Here is a 25010-nt window from a genome sequence, read left to right on the forward strand (position 1 = left end):
CCCTGAAAATTATGCATACACACATTTCAGGCTGAAAGCCAACATAGATACTATAACGCAGGCTTTCAGCCTGCAAATCATGTTTTGGGCTAACATAGGGCGTGTGCCCTAGGATTTTATAATACAGGGCGATGCCCTGAAAATTATGCATACACACATTTCAGGCTGAAAGCCAACATAGATACTATAACGCAGGCTTTCAGCCTGCAAATCATGTTTTGGGCTAACCTAGGGCGTGTGCCCTAGGTTTTTATAGGTCAGGCTTTTAGCCTGAAATGTGTGTTATGCGCAATTTTCAGGGCATCGCCCTGTATTATAAAAGCCTAGGGCACACGCCCTAGGTGCACTCAGAGTGTAATTTGCAGGCTGAAAGCCTGCGTTATAGTATCTTAGGAACTCTAATCCCAAATATATTGTTCATTAAAGGGGATATTATTTAATCGAAGAAACGCGCGGTACTCATCTTGAAATGTTTGTTTTTTATGATGCTCTTTTTGATTTTCAATATAAGTTACAACGGCATTATGAAGTGATTCGCTTACAGAAAATACTCCAAAACCCTTTTGCCATGAAAACTCATCATAATTTTTTCCTTTAGTTTTAATCCATTTTGAGGAATTTTTTTTCGCATTTTCAAGAAGAGCGCTTATTGAAAGAGTACGTGGTAGCGTGCAAAAGATGTGAATGTGATCACTAACTCCTCCTATTTTATGGACATAACTTCCAGACGAAGTAAATATGGAGGCTATATAAGCATATAATTCTGATTCAATTGCTTCATCGATAAAGGTGCGTCTATTTTTAGTACTGAATATAACATGTAAAAGCACGTTGGAAAGTGATTGCGCCATATTTTACTGCATTTTTTGGGGTCTATTCAATATTTGATGTTACAAAGTATAGGATTTTGTTCTTCATTACAACATTTTTTTATGTTTGAAAACGTCTTCCTATGGCGAATGCCCTAGGCGCATAAGACATCTTATCGTCCTAAGGTATTTATCCATACCAACATCCGATCAGACATATCAGACATGTTACTCTCTGTAGCATTGGGAAAAGAATCGGTGATTTTTTTGAATAACTCTGGCGAAAGAAGGGGCATATCTTGGAAGGATAATCGAGTTTGTAATAGGTTTGGTTCTAACTCGCTTGCATTTTGCCTTAAAGGAATTGGTTCTTCCCATATAGCTGTTAAAAGCTGTTCATCAAGTTCTTCATCTGATTGTGTTGTTATGCTTTTATTACTAACAAAATCAGGAACTAGAGCATTAAGTATTTCTCGTTTTTTTTGAGTTACTATGCTTAAAAAGCTACCTTCTATGCGTATTGCATGAATGACAGCCATGCGAGCTTGGCAATCTAGGGCACACTCAAAAATCGCTTGCAGGCCATGTTCTTCTGCTAGAGGTTTCAATGCATTTAGGTAGGTAATTGCTTCTTCCGAAACCACAGAAAGCGAAGAATCCTTATGAATTTTCCAAAAAAATCCTGAATACCTTTCTAGCCATATCTTTCTCTTTTCCTTATCCAGTAAAAGCACCATTTTGCTTAAAGATATTTGAAGCTCATCTGAAGTGGATGGCAGAGAATAGGATGTTGAAGCCGCTGTAACGCTACTTGTCATAAATTTCTATACCTTTTCCTTTTAAGTGATCACGAAATACAGAGGTGATATTTGAGCAATCAGTAAGATCTAAAACCTTGATAGATTTATCTAGAAAATAGCTTAAATGATCTTCTGTAAGATGAATGCAATGTGCAAAATTAATGTGCACGGCGTTTGGAAAGGCGTCCATAATTTTATTAAATAATGGCACTGAAAGCATAGGTAGCTGAGAAAAAGAAAGGCGCGTTTGGAATGTCTTAGGGGCAAGCTTAGTGCCAGCTATGATTTCTATAGGCTCTAAACATGCTTGAGATACAGCCCTACTTGCTGCAAGGTCTTTCTCATCATCTGTAGGATTTACAGCCGAACTTATTTTTTCTGTGAAAGCCTTAGTGTATAGGCTAGACTCATCACGCATCGCTTGAATGACAGCAATACGAGCTTGTGCTTCTATTGCCTTATTAAATATGCCTTTTAAAGGTTCTATAGAACAACTGCTAATTTGAGGTTTTAGTTGATTTAAAATGGTGAAGGTTTCTTCAGAAGATATATTTAATAACCCAGGATCTTGTGTTTCTAACCATAACCGATTTGCTAACCCTGAAAAACGCTCTGCTGCAGCACTAATCTGCTCTAGCTTTGACACAAGAATAGGTACCTGCTCTTCGTACCAATGAATTTCACCCGCTGGAATCTTAACGCTGAAAGTTGTCATAATATCACCAAAAAATTATGCTTTTTTAAAGATATTGTAAACATTAGAGTGCAAATTATGCAAGTAATTTATGAATAACGACTACTCCTCTCTCAGCTGCTAAGCGCTCACAAAGTTCATCTGTAATATTTGGACAATCATTGAGATAAAGCATTTTAAGATTAGGAAGGGATTCTACAAGACTTCGAATCTTATCATCTGTTACCTCGCTATGACTTAGATCTAACACGTTAAGAAGAGGAAACTCTACAAGTTTACGAAAACTGTGTTCTGTAATTGAGCATCCACCAAGCAAAAACTCTTCTAAAGTAGGTTTCAAAAAGCCAAAAACTTCATCTGTAATTTTTGAGCAATTGGTAAGATCCAATTTTTGAAGAGATAGGTTATGTAAATGAGAAAAAGCTTCTGAAGAAATTTCGCTATTGTCTTTTAAACATAGCTCTGTAAGTTTTTCTAACTTATTAAGAAGAACAAGATCAACGTCTTTTAATCGTCTTCCAGTAATGTTAAGAGATTCAAGTTGTAACTCTACTATTTTTAATAAAAGATTAGATACAAATTCAGGGTCAAAATCTTCACAAGATGGATCTAGGGAGAGATTTAATTTCTTTAAGCTATCTCTTCGTTCACGAAAAAAGGGAAGCCAATCACTTCTAATTTGAGAGCATCCCGTAATATCAAGAGAGATAATCGATCTGCTCGCAAGAGAATAGAAACCCTCTTTTGTTAACCAAGTACACTTTGTTAAATTAACCGTAAGAACCCTTGTAAAAGCTCTAGTAATTTTTTTAAATAATTTTGTTGAAAGCGGAGGAATGTCTTTAAAGGATAGATAGGTTTGTGACTTATTAGCTAATAAGCCGTAACTTCTATTGTTTATGGAAATAGGTCGTTGACACAAGTATTTTAGTCCTGCTTGATGGAGCTCTGGCAGTGATTCAAGGGGTATTTTTTTGTTATGTGCATTCCACAGTATGTCTGTATCAATGATAATCTCTTGATTATGAATAAAAAATGCTGATGCTTCACCCTTGCCTTCACGTACTCTATTAGAAAAGCGCTTTATAATGTGATTTTCAGCCCTTCTTTCCTCTTCTAATAAGCTGCCTTCTGCATGCATAGCATCCATGACGGCAATACGAGCTTGAGCTTCTAAAGCCTGCTCAAATAATTCTTGAAATTTTCTGTCATTACATGTGTCTACTTGTGACTGTAGTGCTTTTAGGATACGAGATGTTGTGTCCTCAGCTATCTGTATAGGGGCTATAAGAGGCTTTATATACCAACTACAAGATAAATCTCGCTCCAACCAAGATAAATTATTTTGTCCAGATACATTGTCTGCACACGTAATTATGTCTTTGAGTCCCAATTCAAGCTCTCTTTTTTCTATCTCAAAGGGTCTAGAAAAGTTGGAAGGGATCTCTACTGTAAAGCTATGCATTATGAAAATCTCTTGGAGTTGAAACTTGCATACCAGCAGTTACGGCAAAGCGCATCGCTTTTTCAATGGACATATCGATCTTTGTAACGGAGCTTTTAGGAAGAATTAAAGTAAAGCCGCCTAGTTGATAACTCATAGGAATATATACAGCAACTTCTCCACTACTTCCAATACCTTTTGGAAGGTCTAAAAAGGAGTCTCTTGTAACAATGCCCAAAACCTTGTTTTCTCCAATTGTAACCATTACAACTTCGCTGCCATCTTTTTTTGCTTTAAAGAAGTTCATCATATCACAAATGGAGCCATAAAGGGATTTTACCAAAGGAATGCGCTTTAAAATAGAATCTGAGTAGGAGTAGATTTTTTGTACAATCCAGGCATTCATAATTAAGCCGACTATAAAAACAAAAACAAGCCCTACAATCACTCCAGATCCTGGATAGTAATGTTCTGGCCCTACTATTGCTTTAATAAAAAAACCAAAGACTCTTTCAATAGCATCTAAAATCCAAATGACCAATGTAAGCGTAATGGCAATTGGCAATACCGCCATAAGTCCTTTAAGAAAAATTTTACCAAACATGAGAGTTTCCCTTTTTGAAAGAAAGATGATCGAGATAAGATTGTAAAAGAATGACAGCAGTAATGCTGTCAATAATTTTACTGCGTTTTTTGCGGCTTAAGCTTGCTTCTCTAAGAGAGCGTTCTGCTTGCACCGTTGTAAGTCTTTCATCCCATATGGTGATAGGGATAGTTACTCTTGTTTTGAGAAGAGCAACAAAATGATTGACCTCATCTGCCAAAAAGCCAAGCTTTCCATTCATATGAAGGGGATAGCCTATAATTATTTCATCAATTGTATAAGGCTCCAACTCTTTTAAAAGCTTAGCTATTGTAGCTTCTGACTTTTTTTCTGCTATAAGTGTTGTTAGAACTCTAGCAAGCATTTTGGTTTCATCAGAAATTGCAATACCAAAGCGCACAGTACCAAAGTCTATTCCAACAACTCTACCCACGCCTTTGTTCCTTATATGCAATGACTGCCAATATAAAGTCTCTAAAGAGAGGATGTGCATCTGTTGGCTTAGATTTAAATTCAGGATGATACTGCACGCCAAGCATCCATGGATGGCCCTTAACTTCCGCAATTTCACATAAATTGCCCTCTTCCCATACACCAGACAAAATAAGTCCCGATTGTTCTAGGAGTTTTTTATAAGCATTGTTGAACTCATAACGGTGTCGGTGGCGCTCGCTTATGATATTCTTGCCATAAGCTTTATAAGCGAGTGTGCCAGGCTGTAATTTACATTCATAGGCGCCAAGGCGCATTGTACCACCAAGATCTTGTACACCTATTTGCTCACTTAAAAGGGAGATAACAGGATCTTTTGTTGCAGGGTCCATCTCAGTAGAATTAGCCTCCAAAAGATGAGCCACATGCCGTGCAAATTCGACAATCAGCACTTGCATGCCAAGGCATAGCCCAAAATAGGGGATATGGTTTTCTCTACAATATTTTGCAGTTAAAATCTTTCCAAGCCAGCCACGCTCACCAAAGCCTCCTGGAACAAGATAACCATCACATCCTGTAATGAGAGGATCTAACTTATCTTCTTGTACAGCTTTATCAGATTCAAAGCGTTTAATTTCCAGAGAATATCCAGCAGCAATTGCCGCATGGTTGATCGCCTCATAAACTGATTTGTAGGCGTCTTGATGCTGAACATATTTACCAACAATACCAATTGTGATCGATCCTTTGGGATGTTTTATGGTATTAACAATCTTTTCCCAGTCTACGAGCTTAATATCCTTATTATAAGAGAGTTGTAATAATTCGCAGATTTTTTCATCTACACCTTGTTTTTTCAAATCAACAGGGACTTCATAAATGCTAAATTCTACATCAACCTCTTCAAAAACAGCTTTCTTGGGGACACTGCAAAATAGGCTGATCTTATCTTTTATTTCTTCAGACAAATGGACTTCACTGCGACAAAGCAGGATATCTGGAATAATTCCAATTTCTCGTAAAACTTGCACAGATTGCTGTGTAGGCTTAGTTTTCACTTCGCCAGCTGCTTTTAAATAAGGCACATAAGTTAAATGGACATTGATGCAAGATTTAGGATGCTCATAGCGAAATTGTCTGATGGCTTCAAAGAAGGGTAGTGACTCAATATCACCTACTGTACCACCAATTTCTACTAAAATTACATCAGAGTGAATAGATTGTTTTGTGCAGTTAATGATGCGTTGCTTGATCTCATCAGTTATGTGCGGAATAACTTGAACAGTTTTTCCAAGGTAATCACCTCTTCTCTCTCTTTTAATGACTGTATCATAGATCTGACCAGAAGTTGCATTGGAAGCCTTAGAAAGAGGGGAGTCCGTATAACGAAAGTAGTGTCCAAGATCAAGATCTGTTTCTGCGCCGTCATCTGTCACATAGACTTCACCATGCTGGTATGGGCTCATCGTTCCTGGATCAACATTGAGGTAGGGATCTAGCTTTAAAAGTGCAACTTTCAAGCCTTGTCTTTCAAGAAGCATGGCAATTGATGCGGATGTTAAGCCCTTTCCAAGCGATGAAACGACTCCACCTGTAATAAAAATATACTTTTGATGCATGAGCTACCTGGGCAATTATTTAATTTGTTAAAATTTGAATTATAAAGACTGGTTATGTAAAAGCCACTCTTCAACTTTTTTAATGTCATCTGGTCTGTCAACGCTAATGGATGTAATCTTCTCTTCAATGCATGCAACCTTAATGCGAAAACCATGTTCAAGCACACGAAGTTGTTCCAAATTTTCGATATTTTCTAAAGGAGTAGGCGATAATGATGAGTAGTTTAAAAGAAATTCTGGAGTGTAGCAATAAGCGCCAAGATGTTTATAATAAGTATAGGATGGATCAAACGTTCCACTTTTATTTTGTGGAATAAGAGATCTGCTAAAATAGAGAGCATTTCCTTTAAGATCCATAACGCATTTTACAACAGAATGATTAAGAGCATCTTCCTTGGATCTTAATGGAACTACGGCAGTTGCCATAACTGCACTGCTATCTTCTATTAAGGCAGTAATTACAGCACTTACAACACTTGGCTCCAAGCAAGGCTCATCCCCTTGGATGTTAAATACAAGATCGATACTGTCAAAATCACTGTATTTGGAGATAACTTCCGCAAGACGATCCGTTCCTGTTGCATGATTTGGGGACGTCATGATGACATTTCCACCAAAGCTCTTTACATGCTCAGAGATGCGCATATCATCTGTTGCAACGATAATTTCTTTTAATTCCTTAAAGCGTTTGGCATTTTCATAGGTGCGTTGTATAAGGCTCTTTCCCGAGATAAGCGCAAGTGGCTTGCCCCTGAATCTGGAGCTCTCAAAACGAGCTGGTATAACGCCAATAATATGGGCATGGGGAAAGGGGCTTGAAAACATCTCTTTTGCGTGCCACCTCATTTTTTTAACACCAGTAGATCGTAGCTGAAACTTTTAGATAAACTCAACAGAAACTTTTTTTAAGCTCGCATTTATTAATTCTTAATAATTAACCAGTACCATGAGCACCATGTATAATCATACTGTTATTTAGGAGCCTTAACGGCATATGCATACAATAGGTAGTTATCGTGTAAACTTGGATAGAGCTTTATACCTTCTTGGCCCGGCAAATCGAGATGTCTATGCTTTAAATCGCCACATGCAACACTACGTTTTTACTCTTACTGAAATAGCGATGGCAGTTTTGCGTTTTATTAACTACTTTTTTGGTGATCATGTTTGGTATGACTATCAATTAGTAAGAGACGTAGTAGAAGCTTATATCAAGCTTCCAGAAGAGAGCTCTGAGCGTGAAAATCCTGAACTAAAAGCAAAAGTAAAAGCCCTATTTACAGCCATTAAATTACGTAGTAATCCCTTGACTTCTGCATCTTATGGTGAGGGGTTAGTGTGGAAAGAAGCATCTTCTCTCGACATTCAGTTAATGCCTCCAGATGATGCCTTTATGTTCAAAAATAAACGTATCGTTTTTTTAAACCGTAGTGCTGGAGATTCAGATCTTAAGAAGGCTTGCGGGGGATTGAATAGCCTTGAGGAAAACGAATATCTGCAACTTTTAGAAAATGAAAGAATGCGTCTCGAAACTTCACATCCTTCAGCAACCTTGGACGAGTTTTCTGCACTACGCGGAGCTTTCCTGCCTCCAAGGACCTATGTACCAAAGGAAAGTGACCCAAAAGATATACGAGAAGACTTTAACCCTAGATACAAAGACATTACAGATCCTCATAAACTCTTTGCACTTGCCCTTGAAGATGCATCTTTAGGTAATACAGAAGAAGGTTATAGAATAGCTGTGTATAATTTACACAAACAGGCGCAGCTACATGGGATAACAGGTGATTCTTGCCATCCTTCAGTAAAATACTCAGAAAGTAACAATATGACAGCAACATACCAAGAGCCTTATTTTAGCCTTGATGCAAATGATCCGCAAATGGGACATGTTTTTTATAAAAGAGATCTTTTTAGCAGTGAAGACGTTGGATGTGATCCTTTAAGTGTAAAGATACTTATAAAAACTTTTGAGAGGGATGAGGAAGAGATTAAAGCTCAACTTCAAAAACCAGCTCGCAATAGGTCTGTTATTGGGGAAAAGAAAATCCTTTGCGATCTCATTGACGTAATGGCAGATCAAATGATTCTCCGTTATGGAAATGTAGCCACTAAGCTTAAAGAGCTTTCTCCAGAAGACCAATTACCAGGAAATATCAATGGGGATTTTAAAGAATACATTAAAAACTTACGCACGCCGCAAGAAGTTATCAAACACAGTATGCTTTATGCTGCAATGCAACTTGGAAAAGAGGGTTTTATAGTAAAAAAAGAAGAAGACGATGAGATGTGTTGTATCACGCATTTAGAAGATGACCGCGTAAGAAACCTCATTTGTTATAGAGCTATTTTCTTGCTTATGCAAGTGCTTGAATCAGAAGATGACTTTAGTTTTTCTTATAATACGCATGTAATGACATGTTGTGGAATGCATCGTATTTATGTGCCAAGTGCAGATAATAAAAATATTATTTCTTCCCAGGAAAGAAGAATTGCTCACGAACTTGCAGGGGATGGCTCTGATCCTGACGTACCTGCAGGAGATCCTATAAAAGCCGCCTTTTTGCTAAAAAGACTTGGTAAAAATGGATCTAATTTTGTTCAATCCTATTTAGAAATCGGCTTGAAAAGCTCTATTTATAGGCTAGAATATGGGGAAGAAAGTTCTGAAAACTTAGCTTTTTTAGGCCAGCAAAAAGCGCTTGAAAGAGAATTTAAAAAATTAGATCCTGAGGTGAAAAAAGCAATTACAGAAGTGATTACACAACTTAGAAGCATGGGTGATTTTGTAAAAGATAAACATTTTAATGTGCTTCGTCAGTGGATGAACTTAACTCTTGAACTGCCAGAGTCAAAGCGTGTCCCAGTTGTTGTAGAAAAAGTCATGGAAAGAGCGCCTGTTATTGAAAAGCAATTTAAGGGAGCAGAACTAAAATATTTTGGCGATTATTGCCATCTAGTCACTATTAAGAAGCGCTCTGAGTATAACGCTTTATCACCTAAACTTCGTGTTCAAGAAAATGAAAAAAAACCTCGTACCAGCCTTAACCTCATTAAGAATGGTTTTGGAGAAAGGATATTTAACAGACAATACAAACAAATAAACTCAGGAGTAGGTAATGGGAATTGCATGTATGCTTCTCTTGCATTAGAAATTTTTGATAACCTTCCAAAAGCAGAGATAAACTCTTATATACTGATTTTAAGAAAAGCAATTGCTGATTACATCAGAGATCATAAAAAAGATTATAGAGAGGCAATGATTCAGCATCGAGATTGGGATAAAAGTATCTCTTATGGAGACTTAAGTAGAGGGAAAAAAGAGTCAGAAGAATCCCATAATAAGCGCGTAGATGAAGCTCTTGAAACGCGCTGTAAACATATTGAAGCAACATATGAAGATCATTGGCTTTATGGATCAGATTTAGAATTATCAGTTCTTGCGGATATGTTGGGTGTTGAAATTGAAGTTTATAGGAAATCTACAGAGATGTCTTTTGGAACTGAAGGTGCAAATGAGGGTAGAATTGATCCTTGTGGAAGATACGGCAAAGCCCCATATAAAGGCGCTGCAATTTTATTACACCTTGAAGGAGTTCACTATACTCAACTAGTCCTAAAGACTTAAAACTTTTTCATCGATGGGCAAAAAAGCTTTATCTGCGTGATAAGTTTTTCTAATGAAATCATAGCTACTTTTTTGGTAGATGGCCCAAAACTCATTCTTTGTATAGAAGGTATCTGCATAAAGCATTTTTCGCCCATTTAACATGAATGCCTTTTTTTCTAGATCTTTTGTATGATAAATAGCCCCAAGGTCCGTTCTTGGAGCCCCATAAATGCCTATATCTAGAAGCATTGAGTCTTCTGTTGTATAGTGAGGAGCTAAAATTTGTCCAGATTGAGTACTCTTTATCGGGCAGACCCAAAGAGGAAAAATTTGAGTAGTCTCTATTGCATGCTCGATAAATTCAAGGGCCTTTTCAACTGGAATATAAAAATCTTGTACCACAAAGTTATTTTTAAACCACCCCTTTGGCATAGCGTGAAGGGCTTTATAAAGGTTAGTGCTGCCTAAAAATTTACCAAAAATAAGAGGAACCATCTCATTTAAAATAGAAGAGGGGACTTTTTGATGCGTTGTAAGGGGCTTATTATCCTTTACTTTCGTCAAGTACTGCCAGAGTGATCTCCAATTAGCAAGGTAAGATCCCATCCAAAAGGCCCCCTTATCATAGCGGAAGAGATAATCATAAAGGGGAACAAGTTCCTTCTCTGTAGCCTGTTCTACGTGAGAATAGAACCAAGGTTTCTGGCAATATAAATGATTTTTTTTAATTTGTTTCAAAAGTGTAAAAACTTTTTTTCCCGTGATAATTACAGAATGACTTTTTGAAAAAATAATGGCTTCTATATAATCAGGAGCCGTGTTTTCACTATAAAAATTCTCAAGGGCTATAAGCATTTTTTTGTTATCTGTAAAATGATGATACTCAAGAAGCACCCATTTACTTGCCCTTGTTAACTTAATTTTTGCAGAAAGAATAATACCAAGTGTTCCATAAGATGAAGAGAGGGCATAAAATAGATCACTATTCTCCGTAGGTGTTGCAATTACAACAGAACCATCATCAAGAAGTACTTCATACTCAATGCAATTGTCGTTAAATTGTCCAAAGGCATGAGAACTACTTTCAAGAGATGCTCCCATGATAGCGCCTCCTACAGTAATGCCTTTAAACTCTGGAAGTACATAAGGAACAAGATTTTCGCTCAAAGTTTCTTTTAGAAGCATATCCATAGTAACTTTCGGCTCTACGTGTACATACTCTTTGTTGATACTGATAATTGCATTGAGATTGTTGATATTTAAATTAGCTGTCTTTTCTTTATAATGCCTTTCAAGAGTCATATTAGATTGTAAATTTTTGGCTGGCTGCAAAGAAATTTTTTCTGCAGAGATCCTTTTAAAATGCTCTTGAATAGCTTTTACATCTTCTGCATGTTGTTTTAGACTTTTATATAGCATAAAATATCTCTTTTCTAACTTCTAAAAACAATGTACAATTTGCTCCTAAAAAAATAAATAAAAGATTATGGAAAATACACTACAAGAAGCGATCGCAAAAAGACGCACATTTGCAATCATTAGCCACCCAGATGCTGGAAAGACAACGCTTACAGAAAAGCTACTACTTTACTCTGGTATGTTGCAAACAGCAGGTATGGTAAAGGGTAGAAAGGGGAGGAAAGCGGCTCTTTCTGATTGGATGGCAATGGAGCAAGAAAGGGGCATATCAATTACTTCATCGGCTATGCAGTTTTCTTATAAAGATATTATTGTAAATGTCCTGGATACGCCAGGTCATGCTGATTTTTCGGAAGATACTTATCGAACACTCACTGCTGCAGATTGTGCTATCATGGTGATCGATGCCGCAAAGGGCGTGGAAAAACAAACTCGCAAGTTGTTTGAAGTATGTCGTTTGCGAAAAATTCCCGTGCTTACATTCATCAATAAAATGGATATGCCAGGAAGAGATCCTCTAGACTTGATGGAAGAGGTGGAAAATGTACTTCAAATCCATTCCTATGCAATGAATTGGCCCATTGGTACGGGCAAAGAGTTTAAAGGTATTGTAGATCGCACAAATAGTGAATGCATTTTTTTTACAAAAACCTCCCATGGAGGTGCGCAAAAAGCTGAAATAAGAAAAATTCCTCTTGATAGTTTAGAGGCTAGAAAGGAGATTGGAGATTTATTATATGAAACAGTTCTTCAGGAATTAGAGCTTCTTGAATTAGCTGGTAATAAATTTTTTGAAAAAGATTTTCTTGCTGGAGATGTAACACCTGTATTTTTTGCATCTGCGCTTACAAACTTTGGTGTAGAGCCCTTCTTTGATGCGTTTATTCACTTAGCTCCCTGCCCACATGCCCGTCTTGCTAATAAGTTAGATGGAACAGATGTTGAAATAGATCCAGTAAATACGCCTCTTAGTGGTTATGTATTTAAGTTACAAGCAAATATGGATAGAAGGCATCGTGATAGCATGGCTTTCTTGCGCATTTGCTCTGGTCGCTTTGAGCGAGATCTAGTTGTTAAGCACCACAGGCTCGGACGAGAGATTAGGCTATCAAGACCGCATGGTATGGTAGCAGGAGAGCGCACAACATTAGATTATGCTTATCCAGGTGATATCATAGGTGTGATTAACCCCTCTCTTTTTTCGATAGGAGATACAATTTCCATAACGGGTGGTTTTAACTTCAAACCACTACCACAATTTCAGCCAGAAATTTTTGCAAAATTGCACCCCAAAGATGTTGGCAAAAGAAAGTCTTTTGATAAAGGTGTATTGCAACTTGTTGATGAGGGTGCAGTTCAACTTTTACATTCCGATGGAGAGTATATTTTTGCAGCGGTAGGACAGTTACAGTTTGAGGTGATGCAATACCGTCTAAAAGATGAATATGGAGTAGAAACTTCGCTTACCCCTCTTTCTTACAGCTGCAGCGCTTGGATCATTGGAGATATAAAAACTTATGTAAAACCTACAAATGCTCTTCTTGTAAAAGATAGACAAGGACGAGATATGGCTCTATTTAATAGTCAATGGGAAAAACAGTACAGCATCAAGCAAAACCCCAACCACCAACTCATCGACTTCCTAGCCTAAAAGTTTATACTTGATTTTGACAATCGGAATAAGGTATAGCCAAATTTTATATTGTACACAAACAAGCTCAAGAAATGGAATTAAATGGCCTATCTTCAGAAGAATCTCAGCAGCTTTTGCAAAAATATGGCCCTAATACTTTACCAGAAGAAAAACATAACCTTCTTATCGTATTCCTACGCAAATTTTGGGCTCCAGTTCCCTGGATGCTTGAAGTCATTGTTTTATTAGAAATCATTTTAGAAAAATTTGTAGAAGCCTGGGTCATTGGGGTACTTATTTTATTTAATGCAACTCTTAGCTTTTTCCAAGAGGGTAGGGCAAAGAATGCATTGCGTTTATTGAGAAATAAACTCGACGTCCAAGCACGAGTCTTGCGAGATAATGAATGGAAACTCTTATCGGCTCAAAAACTTGTTCCAAAGGATATTATTCGCATCCGAATGGGTGATATTGTTCCTGCCGATGTGAAATTGTTAAGCGGGCATGTTTTAATTGATCAATCTGCGATAACTGGCGAATCCCTACCTGTTGAACCACTCATCGGAAAGGCTGCTTACGCTGGATCCATAGTTAAACATGGCGAAGCCTATGCCGAAGTTACATCCACAGGGAAAAATACGTATTACGGCAAAACAGCTGAGATAATGCGCTCTACAAAAACTCCTAGCCATCTTGAAAAAACAATATTTTCTATTATTAAATATCTTGCTGCATTTGACGTTGTATTAATAATTTTTGTATCTAGTTATTCTCTATACAACGGAATTACTTTATCTGAAATTCTTCCATTTTCCCTGCTTCTTCTCGTAGCTTCTGTGCCAGTCGCTCTACCAGCCACGTATGCTTTATCTACTGCTTTGGGATCTATTGAACTTGCCAAAGCCGGTGTTCTTGTTACTCAACTATCTGCAATTGAAGAAGCTGCTGCTATGAATATTTTATGCATAGATAAAACGGGGACAATCACACAAAATTCTCTTAGAGTTTCATCGTTACGCTCATATTTACCTTATACAAATGATGACCTTTTGTGTTTAGCGTCGATGGCATGTGAAAAAGCCACACAAGACCCACTTGACCTTGCTATTTTAAAAGCTGCTAAAGAGTGCTTATCAGAATTTTCTACATCAGAGAAACAGCAATTTATACCTTTTGATCCCGACAGAAAATGCTCAGAGGCAACTATTCATTATGATGGTCAAGACCTACACGTTCTTAAAGGAGCCCCTTCAGAGCTTGTAAAGATGATTAATGGAAATACAGATTTGTCTAAAGACCTTGACCTGCTATCTTCCGATGGATCTCGCATATTAGGAATAATTTTTGGGGTAAAAGATGAGTTCAAATTAGTTGGCCTGATAGCATTACAAGATCCTCCTAGAGAAACCTCTAAAGGATCTATAAATGAAATACACGATCTGGGAGTAAGAGTTATGATGATCACAGGGGATGGCTCTGCAACAGCACGATCCATTGCAGCCCAAGTTGGAATCGGATTTAAAGCTACTTCTAGGGATGATATCCAACAATTAGCGAAAGAGAAAATAGCAGAAAGTGACATTATTGCTGGGGTTTTCCCAGAAGATAAATTCCATATCATTCAACTGCTGCAAAGTCAAGGGTACATATGTGGAATGACTGGGGATGGAGTCAATGATGCTCCAGCACTTAAAAAGGCTGAGGTAGGAATTGCAGTAAGCAGTGCCACTGACGTAGCTAAAGCCGCAGCTAGCTTAGTTCTAACAAACCCTGGATTAGTCGATATTGTAGAAGCCATAAAGTCGAGTAGACAAATTTATCAGCGAATGTTGACATATACAATGAATAAAATCATTAAAACACTAGAAATCTCTGTTTTGCTAGGCCTTGGATTGATAATTACAAATAACTTTATAATTTCTCAACTACTAATCGTACTATTATTATTTGCCAATGACTTTGTTACCATGTCTCTATCAACTGATAAGGTATCTTTTTCTAAGAAGCCAGACAAATGGGAGATCAAGAATCTGACTTTTATAGGAGGTGTTTTTGCTGTTTTTATGCTAGGATTATCTTTTTTTATTCTATTTGCTGGGAGTACGTTTCTTCATTTATCTATACTGGAACTAAGAACATTGATTTTTTTGACTCTTGTTTTTACAGGACAAGCAACTATTTACCTAGTACGTGAACGCAAGCATTTTTGGCATTCTATGCCAAGCTCCTGGATGATCGCATGCTCTTTATTAGACATTCTTATCGTAAGCATTATGGCAATAAACGGATTTCTAATGACACCAATAAGTTTTTATTTAGTGCTTGGATTATTCGCTACTGTTGTCATTTATTTTATTTTTTTGGATTTTTTAAAGATTAGGATTTTCAGATTCTTTAACTTATAATTTGTTACGCAAAAACTTCAAAATAGGCTGGCTGCGAGATACAATCTGTCTCATCTCACCGTTTCACTCTCGTCAGCAATGGCTTTCACCATTGCCTCCTCATGAGATAAGACCTCTTACATCCTTCGCAAGAGCCTATTTTAAAGTTTTTACGTAACATGAGTTATAAATTTATTTGGGAAGAACATCTTCGCCTTCCCAGCGTGCAACCATGACAGCACAGCCAGCTTCACTTGCAACGTTTACAACAGTTCTAAACATATCGAGTATGCGCTCTACAGGAACAACAAGGGCGATGCTTTCTGGGGGAAGCCCTAAGGTATTTAAAATTACAACGAGTGAAATTAAACTAGCAGAAGGTATACCTGCCATTCCCATAGCAGCAAGAAGGGATAGTATAATCACAAGACCTTGCTGTAAAAAGCTTAGATCTACACCTACCATTGCAGCAATGAAAAGAACACCCACACATTCATAAAGAGCAGATCCTGTCATATTAACGCTTGTGCCAAGAGGAACCACAAAACTACAAACTTTATTAGAAACACCAGCTCTCTTTTCTACACACTCCATTGTAACAGGAAGTGTAGCTGCAGAAGAACTTGTGCTAAAAGCCGTAATCAGGGCAGGGGATACTGCACGAAAATATTTGGAAACGCTTGCACCTCGCAAAAACAGCAGGATAGGAAGAGCTATAAATAAGAAAATAGCAAGACCCAAAAGAACAACCATCACAAATAGGCCAACAGAGGCAATTGATTGAAAGCCTGTATGAGCAACTGTTTTGGCTACAAGGAAAAAGACGCCCAGGGGCAAGAAAACTAAGATCATGTGAGTCACTTTCATCATGACTGCAAACATACCTTGCCAAAACTTTAAAAGTATTTCCTGAGATGATCCTCGAATTTTTGAAAGAGCAAATCCAAAGAGTATGCTAAAGAAGATAATTCCTAGCATATTTCCTTGAGAGGCTGCTGCAAATACATTACTTGGCAACACTTTAAACAGGACCTGTTTTGCAAGAGCATCGCCAGTTGATGGAAGCTGGATATCTACAGGGGCCATGTTCATCAAAGTGCTCATGTCGAGCTTTACATGATCAAATGAGATCATAGAAACAAGCCCAAGACCAATTAAAATAGCAATCAAGACAGTGAGCACATAATAAAAAAAGGTTTTTAAACCAAGTCTTCCAAATGAGCCATCTGATGTAAGGCCACCTATTCCGGCAATAATAGAAGATGCCACAAGTGGCACCATGATCATCATAAGGGCATTGAGAAAAAGCTGTCCGCAAAGATCATAGATGCTTACAAGGTCTGTTCCTCCAATTGAAACCCCTTGACTGAATTTACCAACGACTATTGCTAGAATGATTGCAATTGTCACCCTGATGAGCATTTGATTTTTACGTGCTTTTGTCATAGTTCTCTTTACAGGCTAGAGGTTATTCAAAATGATTAAATTTCTACATCAGTTGTAACTTGCACTCCTGTAAGGTCTTCATAGCTAATGGAACACAAAATACAGGGCCTAGTACACTCAGAAGAGGTGTTTATACCTAAAATAGTCAAATTTACAGATTCTATGTTACCAAGTGCAAGATCAGGATTTGTTTCTGTTATAAGGATACAGTTAAGAAACTGGTCATGGAATTCTTTAGAATTATTGATGTTAGCAAGAACTTCTTCTCTTAATTCTAAACCAGATGCCGTTGAGTCTTGGATCAGCTGACGAAGCATGGTATCACCAAAGGCGATCGCTGCATTAAATAACTCCTCTTCCTCTTTTGGATTTTCACAAGCCAAATAATCTATCAATTCAATTTGAAATTTTGCGCTGTTAAAAAGGCGAGAGCCAGGTTCAGCATAACTTACAACAAAGGCAAAGTCTTCTTTTATAACTTTTAGCTTGTTAATCCACTCTTCTACTGTTGCAACATCACAATATGCCATATCAAGGGCTGCAAGTCCCTTTCTAAACATAAGTTCTGGATTTGCTTGTAAGACTTCCTCACTTAAGTTATCAATTGCTTGTGCATAGAATTCATAAACAAGACGATCTTCATCTACGTCTCTACTCCATTGGTTGTCGATCTTTATCTGCTGAGCATTATCGTAAATCTCAGATACTGAATCATTTGCATGTACAAACACAGAACTTGCACAAATTAATAATGTAAACAAAAATTTATTCTTAACCATAACAACTTCCTATTTAAAACGAAGTGCAGTACAGTAACTAATAAAGGAAAATAGAACAAGTAAAAAGGATTTTATGAGTACCCATGATGTTCTCATCGTAGGAGCAGGACCTACCGGCCTTTGCATGGCAATAGAGCTTGCAAGACGAGGAATAAGTGTTCGCTTAATCGATAAAATTAAAATTCCAGCTGACAAGTCTAAGGCTCTGTTTATTCAAGCTAGGACATTAGAATTATTTGACCATACAGGAATTGCTCATTCTATTTTACAAAAAAGCCTCTTTTTAAAAGGCGGAACTATTCATTTTACTAACAAAAAAGTAGACCTTCATTTTGAGGCATTAAAAAGCTCGTTTCCTTTTGGAGTTACACTTCCTCAATGTGAGACAGAAGAGGTTTTAAGAGGATATGTAGAGCAGCTTGGAATCACCATTGAGTATGGCCTTGAGCTTGTTGATTTAAAACAGGAAGAAAGAGAAGTTATTGTTACATTGCAAAATAGCGAAAAAAAAGAACAAGTAAAAAGCTATCCTTGGGTCATTGGTGCAGATGGGGCACATAGCAGCGTACGCCATTTATTAAAAACTTCTTTCGAAGGATCCCAATATATACAAACATTTGCTCTTGCTGATGTAGAAATAAGTGGGGACCTTGAAAAAGAGCGCATGAATGTATTTGTAACGGGTGTTGGAATTTTTGTTGTCTTTCCACTTCCAGGTAACCTTTTTCGCATCATCATCAACGATGTTTCAGGAAAAGAGGGAGAGGAATTAACGTTGGAGCGCATGCAAACCTATGTAGACTCAAGAAAATCTAATTTAAAGCTAAAAAGTCCAAAATGGCTTAGCTACTTTCACATCAACAGCAGACAAGCTTCTCATTACAGAGAAAATAGAGTTTTTTTAGCAGGGGATGCAGCCCATATTCACAGCCCAGCAGGTGGTCTTGGAATGAATACAGGCATACAAGATGCTTACAATTTAGGCTGGAAACTTGCGCTTGTCATTAAAGGGGAATCGCCAGACTCTTTGTTAAACAGCTATGAAAGTGAAAGAGTGCCCGTTGCACATGATGTTCTCAAGTTTACAGAATACTTCACAAAAGTGATGACATCACACTCGTCCCTCTTTAATTTCCTTAGAAAAAAAATCATGCCCTATGTTTTAAAAATACCTGCTTTTCAAAAACGTTTTCTCACACGAATTTCACAGATTAATCTAAATTATAGACATAGTCCGATCACAAAGGATACTCAAAAGGCACGTAGAAAGTTGCACGCTGGTGATAGGCTACCTGTCATATTACCGATTAAAAACCTTTTACATCCTACAAAACCAACACTTTTTCTATTTTCTGATACGCAAGAAAATAATAGCCTTTTACATTCCTGCCTTACCCTCAAAGCTGTAAAACATTTACATACTCATATTATCTCTAAAAAAGACACCGCCATCTTTGAACACTTTAATTGCAAAAAGTGCGCTCTCTTTCTTATCAGGCCAGATGAATACATAGGGTTTGCTTCTGATTCCCTAGATCCCAAAGCTTTAGAAGACTACCTTTCTTCTTTGTTTATAACCTAAGTTTTGAGTTTAAAAGTCAGTTTAAAATACCAGACTTCTTGCGTAATTACATTTGCTTGTTAAAATTGTCTTTTTCCCCTCTTGATTCTAGATTTTAATTGCACTAATTCTAAATACGGCATATAAATTGTGCCAAAATTGCTTTTATGGTCTATTTAGGGAGGTTATATGGCTAGTTTACCTAGAGTACTTGGCTCGTCAACTTTTAGTGTAGATGTTGAGAATCGATCTTATAACTGGAGTCTTTCTGATTTACAAATTTATTTAGGTCAACTTGTTGGAGATCTAAACATAGACTACGTTTGGCCTGCAACAAATTCTCAAATAATTTCTGACTCAACGTATGAAATTTTACGCCAACTGCAAATATTTGTAATATTTATACCTCAACAAGAGGCACTAAGAACGTTATTTGCAAATGTCTTTAATCGAGTCTTAGATGTAAGAGCTGCTTTTTATGCAACTCAGCTAAATGCAGAAACAGAAGTTTTAGATGTAAGAGCATTAAAGGGATGTAGTGTCTTGCAATTTGCTAACTTAATAGAGAAATGTCCTAATGCCACAGAAGTAAATTGTGACAGGTGTGATTGGATCTCTCCTGATCATTTAGAGCATCTTTCTAAACTTATTCACCTCAAAAAGCTTACACTATCAAACTGTAAGGGTGTTTTAAAGGGTGTTTTATCAGGAAAAAGATTGAAGCCACTTTGTAACCTTAAAACTCTTGAAGAATTATATCTTAGTAATTTGCTCTGGATTACTGGAGTAGACCTAATCGATTTACGTCATTTAACCCTGCTAAAAGTATTAGACCTTTCTGGATCCAGTCCAGAAGAAATTTCTGATTTAGACCTTTCTGGATCCAGTCCAAAAGAAATTTCTGATAATGACCTTATTCATTTACAAGTATTTAATCACCTTGAAAGATTATTGCTTGTTGGATGTAAGAAGATTACAAAATTAAATCTTAAATGTTTTCGCTTAGCTTACACAAACACTTGCACACTATGTTGGGGGTCTCAAGAAGAACCACAACAAGAAAATACATGGACACTAAGTGATTTACGAAGCATTCTAAGCCCACTTATCTTACCCTATAACAAAGAAAATCTTTGGGAACTCACGAATAAAACTGCAGCAGATAAAGATACCCTTGATGTCTTAGAGTGGTTGGGCCTACAAATTGAAAGAGCTCAAACTCGAGAAGCTACCAAGGAGTTTAGAGAAATTTATATAGAGATCGTAAACCTTTACCAAAAAGCTCTTGCTAATGTCAGGAGGCTACAATTTCGAGCAACGCATTTAGATAGAGATACAGAAGTATTAGAAATGAAAAATCTAAGCGCATGTACTGCTTTACAATTTGCCGAGTTAGCACAGCGATGCCCTCAAATAACAACAATTAGTTTTCAAGGCTGTAAAAAAGTTGATGCTGCTTATTTTACCGAACTGCGCCATTTTCTAAATCTCAAAACACTAGATCTTTCTGGTTGTCCTGTTACAGACGATAGTCTTGGACATTTGATCTATGTTGAATCATTAGAGTTTTTAAATCTTTCAGAATGCAATGAAATTACAGATGTAGGTGCTGCATATTTAAGTTTCTTAAAAAACCTTTCTGTTCTCAACATGTCTTACTGTTTTCTTCTTACTAATAACACTCTGCTATCCCTGCAAGGGCTTCCTCAATTGAGAAAACTTATCCTCATTGGATGCAAGCACATTGAAGAAGAGAGTGTGATTAGTTTTCGTATTCAATATGAAAGACCTTGTAAATATAACCTAGTAGGAGGCAAGCATTTGCGTACATGGACCTCCTCTGACTTACTAACATACCTTAGTCAATTCTCTTCTTTCGATGAAAAAACCAAGTGTAAATTAACGCATAAAAAAATCTTATCTGTAGAGACCTATAAGTTGCTATTGCATCTTCAACCCAGACTTGCACAATTACAGGCTACGCTTTCGCCTAATAAACACATAAAACCTTTTAACGATGCTATCGCTAAATTTCCATCACTACTGCTCTCAATGATTGTTGATGAAAATAGCACAGAACTGGATATGAGTGTGCTTAATCAATGCACTTCAAGAGAATTAGAAAAAATTCTTAAAAATCATTCAAAAGCTACTAGCATTAATTTTAAAGGCTGCCCGTGGCTTACAGGAGAACATCTTGCTTACTTTAGGCACGCACCTCAAGTGCGTTGTCTCAACTTTACGGGGTGCATAAACCTTCAAAATAATGACCTTGTCCATTTACAACAGCTTCCTTACATAGAAGAACTTAATTTATCAAAATGCACTCAGCTAGCAGATGCAGGATGCATACGTCTTTTATTACCAACTCTTAAAAAATTAGATTTGTCTTATTGTAGTATTACAGGAAGCTGTTTTAATACGCTAGAATTCCCTCTACTAAAATATTTAAACTTACGAAGTTGTTTATGTTTCGATGAGCAAAATTTTGAATATGTATCACGAATAACTTCTTTAAAAATTTTAGACCTCTCAGAAACCCTTTTTAGAGATATACTGAGTATAACCAATCTTGCAAATCTAAAAGAGCTCAGACTACACAATTGTAAAGAGCTTACAGATCAAGGTCTTCACTATTTAGGTATGCTAACTCATATTTGCTCCTTAGATCTTTCACAGTGCATGCTCTCTGATGCCTGTTTAGAACACTTGCAATTATTAAAAAATTTATACTTTTTAAATGTTTCTGGCTGTGAGTATATTACAGAGGCAGCTGTTAAATTTTTCCGTATCACAGGCACTCGTTCTTGCAATTATCTTATTGAAAATGAAAAACCAGGCACCATATGGACACGAGATGACCTAAAAGCCTTTGCAAGACAAGTGGCTTATCATGATTATAAAGATATACATAAATTATGGAATGCAACAAGAAAGCCAATTATATCAAGAAATACGCTTGAATACATACAAGACCTTATAGTTAAAATAGAGACAGAAGGCATTGCAAATGATTTAGTGGCTCAAGAAATTTTTAATGTGCTTAGTAATGCAGAAAATTTTCTCAGACTTTTTTTAGATATAACAGAAGAAACAAGCGAATTATACCTAACTGTTGCGTGCTCTGTTGGACAAATTGAGTGCTTATTTATGCGCTGTCCTAACTTACTTTCTATTCACTTTGGAGGAAACGATTGGGTAGAAGATGAGCATATAACCATGCTAAAGCATTTAATCCACCTTAGAACAATTAATTTATCTAATTGTCAATGGGTGAGGGGGTCAACCTTGCACCTACTGCCGACTTATAACGAGCTTGAAACTTTAGATTTTTCTCACTGTATAAGGCTTGAAAATGCTTATTCTGAAAGCTTGTTTGTAAAGCACTATTTAAATTTATTTGACCATTTTCCTAATTTAAAATACTTAGATTTCACTGGATGTCGTAGGTTAACTAGTAATAATTTCATAAAGTTAAGTCAATGTATCCAATTACAATCTCTTAATTTCTCTGGATGTAATCTTCAGGACCATGATCTTATGCCTCTAACAACGGCGATTTTATTAAAAACTTTAAATCTTTCTAAATGTCCCATTACGGACGCAGCATTTGTTTATTTGCGATCGTTTAATCAACTTACCTCTTTAAATGTTTCTGACTGTAAAAACCTTTCAGAAGTACCATCATTGTGGTTTCGAGCAACACATCCTAACCCTTGTGGTGTAACATTCGATTCATCTATCAATGGCTCTTATGTGACACTTTCATTAGAGCAATTAAAAATACACTTACGCGCTTTTTGCTTACACAATAATCAAAATGCCATCTGGGAGGCAAGTCACGCACCATTGCTTTCTTCTGATACAATGAACTTGTTAAATATACTTGAGCTCCAAATAAATCATATAGATGCTCCTTGGGAGGTAAGAAGACTATTCAATAATGTCTTAAATCACATAGAGACCTTTAAATTCTCATCTAGAGAATCGCGTACTCATCTATGTTTATCCAACAGGGGATCGTATACTGCTAATAACTTTGAGTCTCTTCTTAAAACAGAATCAAGGCTTACTCATTTAAGTCTTAAAGGATGTCAATGGGTAACTAGCAATCACCTTGCTAAATTAGAACAATTTCCTCATATTCAATACCTTGACTTATCAGAGTCTTCCGTTACAGATGATGCGCTCAGGTATGTAGGTTTATTAACAAATCTTACACGCTTATATCTTAGGTCTTGTTCTAAACTTAAAGGAGAGGGGATAGCGCAACTAGCAACACTCAGTAAGCTTGAGCACCTAGATATATCTGGATGCGTTCATCTAGAAGATAAACACTTTGTAACTTCAAAAAGTTGGATTTCATTATTATATTTAAATTTAGCTAACTGTGCAAAATTAACAGGGCAATGCCTTGAGTACTTAGGGCCTTGTGATACACTATCCCATCTAGATCTTTCTTTTTATAATCTTAACGGAGATTTTTTACGCTGTTTAAACAAATTTCCTTGTCTACATTCATTAAAGCTGTTGAGTTGTATTCATATTACCCCTGAAAATCTTATTTACTTGGAGCCTCTTGAATATCTTAGAGAACTGTATCTTGCTGAAGCTAGTAGAATTTCTGAACATAATCTTATATTACCGTACTTACCCCGTCTACAATACATCAACCTATCACATATTAGAGAAATCACTGCAATTAATAGACAGCGATTTTTACAATCTCTTCCTCAATTACAACGAATAGATGTAAAAAATGGACAGCAAGTTCTTTTTAATCATTAAGATAAAAAAGAACGCAGCATCCAGGCCATCTTTTCATGCTTTTCTAGTAAATCGGTAAGAAAATTAGCAGTTCCCTCATCTTCATGTACATCGCTTGCTTTTTTTATGTATTGACGTATGTCTCTGATAATGCTTTCATGATCGCTTAAAAGCTCTTTAAGCATGCCTTTTGCATCTGGATTCTTTCCTGCATGCTCTTTTAGGCAGGTATGCTCCAAAAACTCTGCAAAAGTGCCAATTGCAAATTCGCCAAGCTGTCTAATCCGTTCAGCTACGTCATCAACAAACTTTGCAAGGTCATCATACTGAGCTTCAAAGAACTTATGAAGGTCATTAAAAGAAATACCAGTTACATTCCAATGAAACTTTCTTGTTTTTGTGTATAAAACAAACTCATCTGCTAAAAGATGTGTAAGATCCCTGCAAGCAGCTTTCATCTCTTTTGCTTTAAGTCCAATTTCTGGTTTCATAAACATACTCCCTAATTTTTGATGATTTTTGTATATACACGATTCTTTATTTACGATGTATATATAATCAATGATTTATTACTAAGTATGCCACTACATAACGTCTGATAATTTATGTTATGTGATTTTCATAGAGATATTAGACAATAAGTAAATATCTCTAGGCAGTGTATACACAAACAAGTTCAAGAATTGGTTTGTGTATAGTTTACCAAAGTAAAGGTTTGTTAAAGAAATTAATCTATAAAAGATAAAATGCATTACAGCTTTACACTGGCTTATTTTTTATTAATCCATCAATAAGCCGTCCTTGCCCAAAATTAAGTACCAGCCCTAGCTTAAGTCTTGTTAATCGTAAATAGGTTAATACTTGATTTTATAGGTCACTGGTATTAGAACTTGTGATTGTACTGGTATATTACGAAGCTTTAATTCATGGTACAAAGCATCTTCATACAGACTTTCGAGGAGACCAGGTCCACCTAATGTTCGGTGGACTTCAATAGCTGCATCAA

At 36.7% G+C, this 25010-nt stretch carries 17 protein-coding genes; 5 read left to right on the plus strand and 12 right to left on the minus strand.

Annotated elements, in window-relative coordinates:
• Positions 1-398 precede the first annotated feature (398 nt).
• The 8 genes from tnpA to kdsB all read right to left on the minus strand — a co-directional run bounded on the left by tnpA (position 399) and on the right by kdsB (position 7248).
• Positions 399-851 carry an IS200/IS605 family transposase gene (gene tnpA, locus P4L16_05435; GenBank protein ID MDR3624562.1) on the minus strand — a complete coding sequence of 151 codons (453 nt, stop codon included), beginning with the start codon at positions 849-851 and terminating at the stop codon, positions 399-401.
• A 131-nt stretch (positions 852-982) separates the two neighbouring features.
• Complete coding sequence (locus P4L16_05440) at positions 983-1627, minus strand: hypothetical protein (protein ID MDR3624563.1); 645 nt, start codon at positions 1625-1627, stop codon at positions 983-985.
• Positions 1617-2324, minus strand: coding sequence for a hypothetical protein (locus P4L16_05445; GenBank protein MDR3624564.1), 708 nt, complete (start codon positions 2322-2324; stop codon positions 1617-1619). The genes P4L16_05440 and P4L16_05445 overlap by 11 nt, the downstream gene beginning before the upstream one ends.
• 55 nt (positions 2325-2379) lie before the next feature.
• Positions 2380-3768 carry a hypothetical protein gene (locus P4L16_05450; GenBank protein MDR3624565.1) on the minus strand — a complete coding sequence of 463 codons (1389 nt, stop codon included), beginning with the start codon at positions 3766-3768 and terminating at the stop codon, positions 2380-2382.
• A complete protein-coding gene (locus P4L16_05455; GenBank protein ID MDR3624566.1) occupies positions 3761-4351 on the minus strand; it encodes a DUF502 domain-containing protein in 591 nt (196 codons plus the stop codon). The genes P4L16_05450 and P4L16_05455 overlap by 8 nt, the downstream gene beginning before the upstream one ends.
• Positions 4341-4784: a Holliday junction resolvase RuvX gene (gene ruvX / locus P4L16_05460; GenBank protein MDR3624567.1), complete on the minus strand. Its 444-nt coding sequence runs from the start codon at positions 4782-4784 to the stop codon at positions 4341-4343. The genes P4L16_05455 and ruvX overlap by 11 nt, the downstream gene beginning before the upstream one ends.
• On the minus strand, positions 4777-6402 hold the full coding sequence (locus tag P4L16_05465) for a CTP synthase (protein MDR3624568.1): 1626 nt from the start codon (positions 6400-6402) through the stop codon (positions 4777-4779). The genes ruvX and P4L16_05465 overlap by 8 nt, the downstream gene beginning before the upstream one ends.
• A gap of 39 nt (positions 6403-6441) precedes the next feature.
• Positions 6442-7248, minus strand: a complete 807-nt coding sequence (gene kdsB / locus P4L16_05470; protein ID MDR3624569.1) for a 3-deoxy-manno-octulosonate cytidylyltransferase — start codon at positions 7246-7248, stop codon at positions 6442-6444.
• A gap of 148 nt (positions 7249-7396) precedes the next feature.
• On the opposite strand from kdsB, the gene P4L16_05475 reads away from it, so the two are divergent.
• Positions 7397-10033 (plus strand): hypothetical protein, encoded by a 2637-nt coding sequence (locus P4L16_05475; GenBank protein MDR3624570.1) that lies wholly within the window; start codon positions 7397-7399, stop codon positions 10031-10033.
• Here P4L16_05475 and P4L16_05480 read toward each other — a convergent pair.
• Positions 10022-11434, minus strand: coding sequence for an FAD-binding protein (locus tag P4L16_05480; GenBank protein MDR3624571.1), 1413 nt, complete (start codon positions 11432-11434; stop codon positions 10022-10024). The two genes, P4L16_05475 and P4L16_05480, sit on opposite strands and share 12 nt — an antisense overlap.
• Positions 11435-11501: 67 nt before the next feature.
• Here P4L16_05480 and P4L16_05485 point away from each other — a divergent pair, with 67 nt between their 5' ends.
• Together P4L16_05485 and P4L16_05490 are read left to right on the plus strand one after the other, a co-directional pair.
• Positions 11502-13085, plus strand: a complete 1584-nt coding sequence (locus tag P4L16_05485; GenBank protein MDR3624572.1) for a peptide chain release factor 3 — start codon at positions 11502-11504, stop codon at positions 13083-13085.
• A 74-nt stretch (positions 13086-13159) separates the two neighbouring features.
• Positions 13160-15472, plus strand: a complete 2313-nt coding sequence (locus P4L16_05490) for a plasma-membrane proton-efflux P-type ATPase (GenBank protein ID MDR3624573.1) — start codon at positions 13160-13162, stop codon at positions 15470-15472.
• 171 nt (positions 15473-15643) lie between these two features.
• On the opposite strand, the gene P4L16_05495 is transcribed toward P4L16_05490, so the two are convergent.
• Complete coding sequence (locus P4L16_05495; protein MDR3624574.1) at positions 15644-16897, minus strand: dicarboxylate/amino acid:cation symporter; 1254 nt, start codon at positions 16895-16897, stop codon at positions 15644-15646.
• A gap of 35 nt (positions 16898-16932) precedes the next feature.
• Entirely contained in the window at positions 16933-17676 is a 744-nt protein-coding gene (locus P4L16_05500) for a hypothetical protein (GenBank protein ID MDR3624575.1), read from the minus strand.
• Positions 17677-17749: 73 nt separating this feature from the next.
• Between P4L16_05500 and P4L16_05505 the strand changes: the two genes are divergently transcribed.
• The gene (locus tag P4L16_05505; GenBank protein MDR3624576.1) at positions 17750-19258 is read left to right on the plus strand and encodes an FAD-dependent oxidoreductase; all 1509 of its coding nucleotides are present in this window, start codon (positions 17750-17752) and stop codon (positions 19256-19258) included.
• A gap of 168 nt (positions 19259-19426) precedes the next feature.
• The gene (locus P4L16_05510; GenBank protein ID MDR3624577.1) at positions 19427-24025 is read left to right on the plus strand and encodes a hypothetical protein; all 4599 of its coding nucleotides are present in this window, start codon (positions 19427-19429) and stop codon (positions 24023-24025) included.
• Here P4L16_05510 and P4L16_05515 read toward each other — a convergent pair.
• A complete protein-coding gene (locus P4L16_05515; protein MDR3624578.1) occupies positions 24022-24495 on the minus strand; it encodes a DNA starvation/stationary phase protection protein in 474 nt (157 codons plus the stop codon). The genes P4L16_05510 and P4L16_05515 overlap by 4 nt on opposite strands.
• Positions 24496-25010 lie beyond the last annotated feature (515 nt).

The organism is Chlamydiales bacterium (assembly GCA_031292375.1).
Lineage (GTDB): Bacteria > Chlamydiota > Chlamydiia > Chlamydiales > VFKH01 > JARLHF01.

Excerpts from the sequence above, each read along its gene's own strand:
- P4L16_05495 (MDR3624574.1), bottom strand. The coding sequence starts at position 16,897 with ATGACAAAAGCACGTAAAAATCAAATGCTCATCAGGGTGACAATTGCA.
- P4L16_05510 (MDR3624577.1), top strand. The coding sequence starts at position 19,427 with ATGGCTAGTTTACCTAGAGTACTTGGCTCGTCAACTTTTAGTGTAGAT.
- P4L16_05480 (MDR3624571.1), bottom strand. The coding sequence starts at position 11,434 with ATGCTATATAAAAGTCTAAAACAACATGCAGAAGATGTAAAAGCTATT.
- P4L16_05500 (MDR3624575.1), bottom strand. The coding sequence starts at position 17,676 with ATGGTTAAGAATAAATTTTTGTTTACATTATTAATTTGTGCAAGTTCT.
- P4L16_05515 (MDR3624578.1), bottom strand. The coding sequence starts at position 24,495 with ATGAAACCAGAAATTGGACTTAAAGCAAAAGAGATGAAAGCTGCTTGC.
- P4L16_05455 (MDR3624566.1), bottom strand. The coding sequence starts at position 4,351 with ATGTTTGGTAAAATTTTTCTTAAAGGACTTATGGCGGTATTGCCAATT.
- kdsB (MDR3624569.1), bottom strand. The coding sequence starts at position 7,248 with ATGAGGTGGCACGCAAAAGAGATGTTTTCAAGCCCCTTTCCCCATGCC.
- P4L16_05440 (MDR3624563.1), bottom strand. The coding sequence starts at position 1,627 with ATGACAAGTAGCGTTACAGCGGCTTCAACATCCTATTCTCTGCCATCC.
- tnpA (MDR3624562.1), bottom strand. The coding sequence starts at position 851 with ATGGCGCAATCACTTTCCAACGTGCTTTTACATGTTATATTCAGTACT.
- P4L16_05465 (MDR3624568.1), bottom strand. The coding sequence starts at position 6,402 with ATGCATCAAAAGTATATTTTTATTACAGGTGGAGTCGTTTCATCGCTT.
- P4L16_05485 (MDR3624572.1), top strand. The coding sequence starts at position 11,502 with ATGGAAAATACACTACAAGAAGCGATCGCAAAAAGACGCACATTTGCA.
- P4L16_05450 (MDR3624565.1), bottom strand. The coding sequence starts at position 3,768 with ATGCATAGCTTTACAGTAGAGATCCCTTCCAACTTTTCTAGACCCTTT.
- P4L16_05490 (MDR3624573.1), top strand. The coding sequence starts at position 13,160 with ATGGAATTAAATGGCCTATCTTCAGAAGAATCTCAGCAGCTTTTGCAA.
- P4L16_05505 (MDR3624576.1), top strand. The coding sequence starts at position 17,750 with ATGAGTACCCATGATGTTCTCATCGTAGGAGCAGGACCTACCGGCCTT.
- P4L16_05475 (MDR3624570.1), top strand. The coding sequence starts at position 7,397 with ATGCATACAATAGGTAGTTATCGTGTAAACTTGGATAGAGCTTTATAC.
- P4L16_05445 (MDR3624564.1), bottom strand. The coding sequence starts at position 2,324 with ATGACAACTTTCAGCGTTAAGATTCCAGCGGGTGAAATTCATTGGTAC.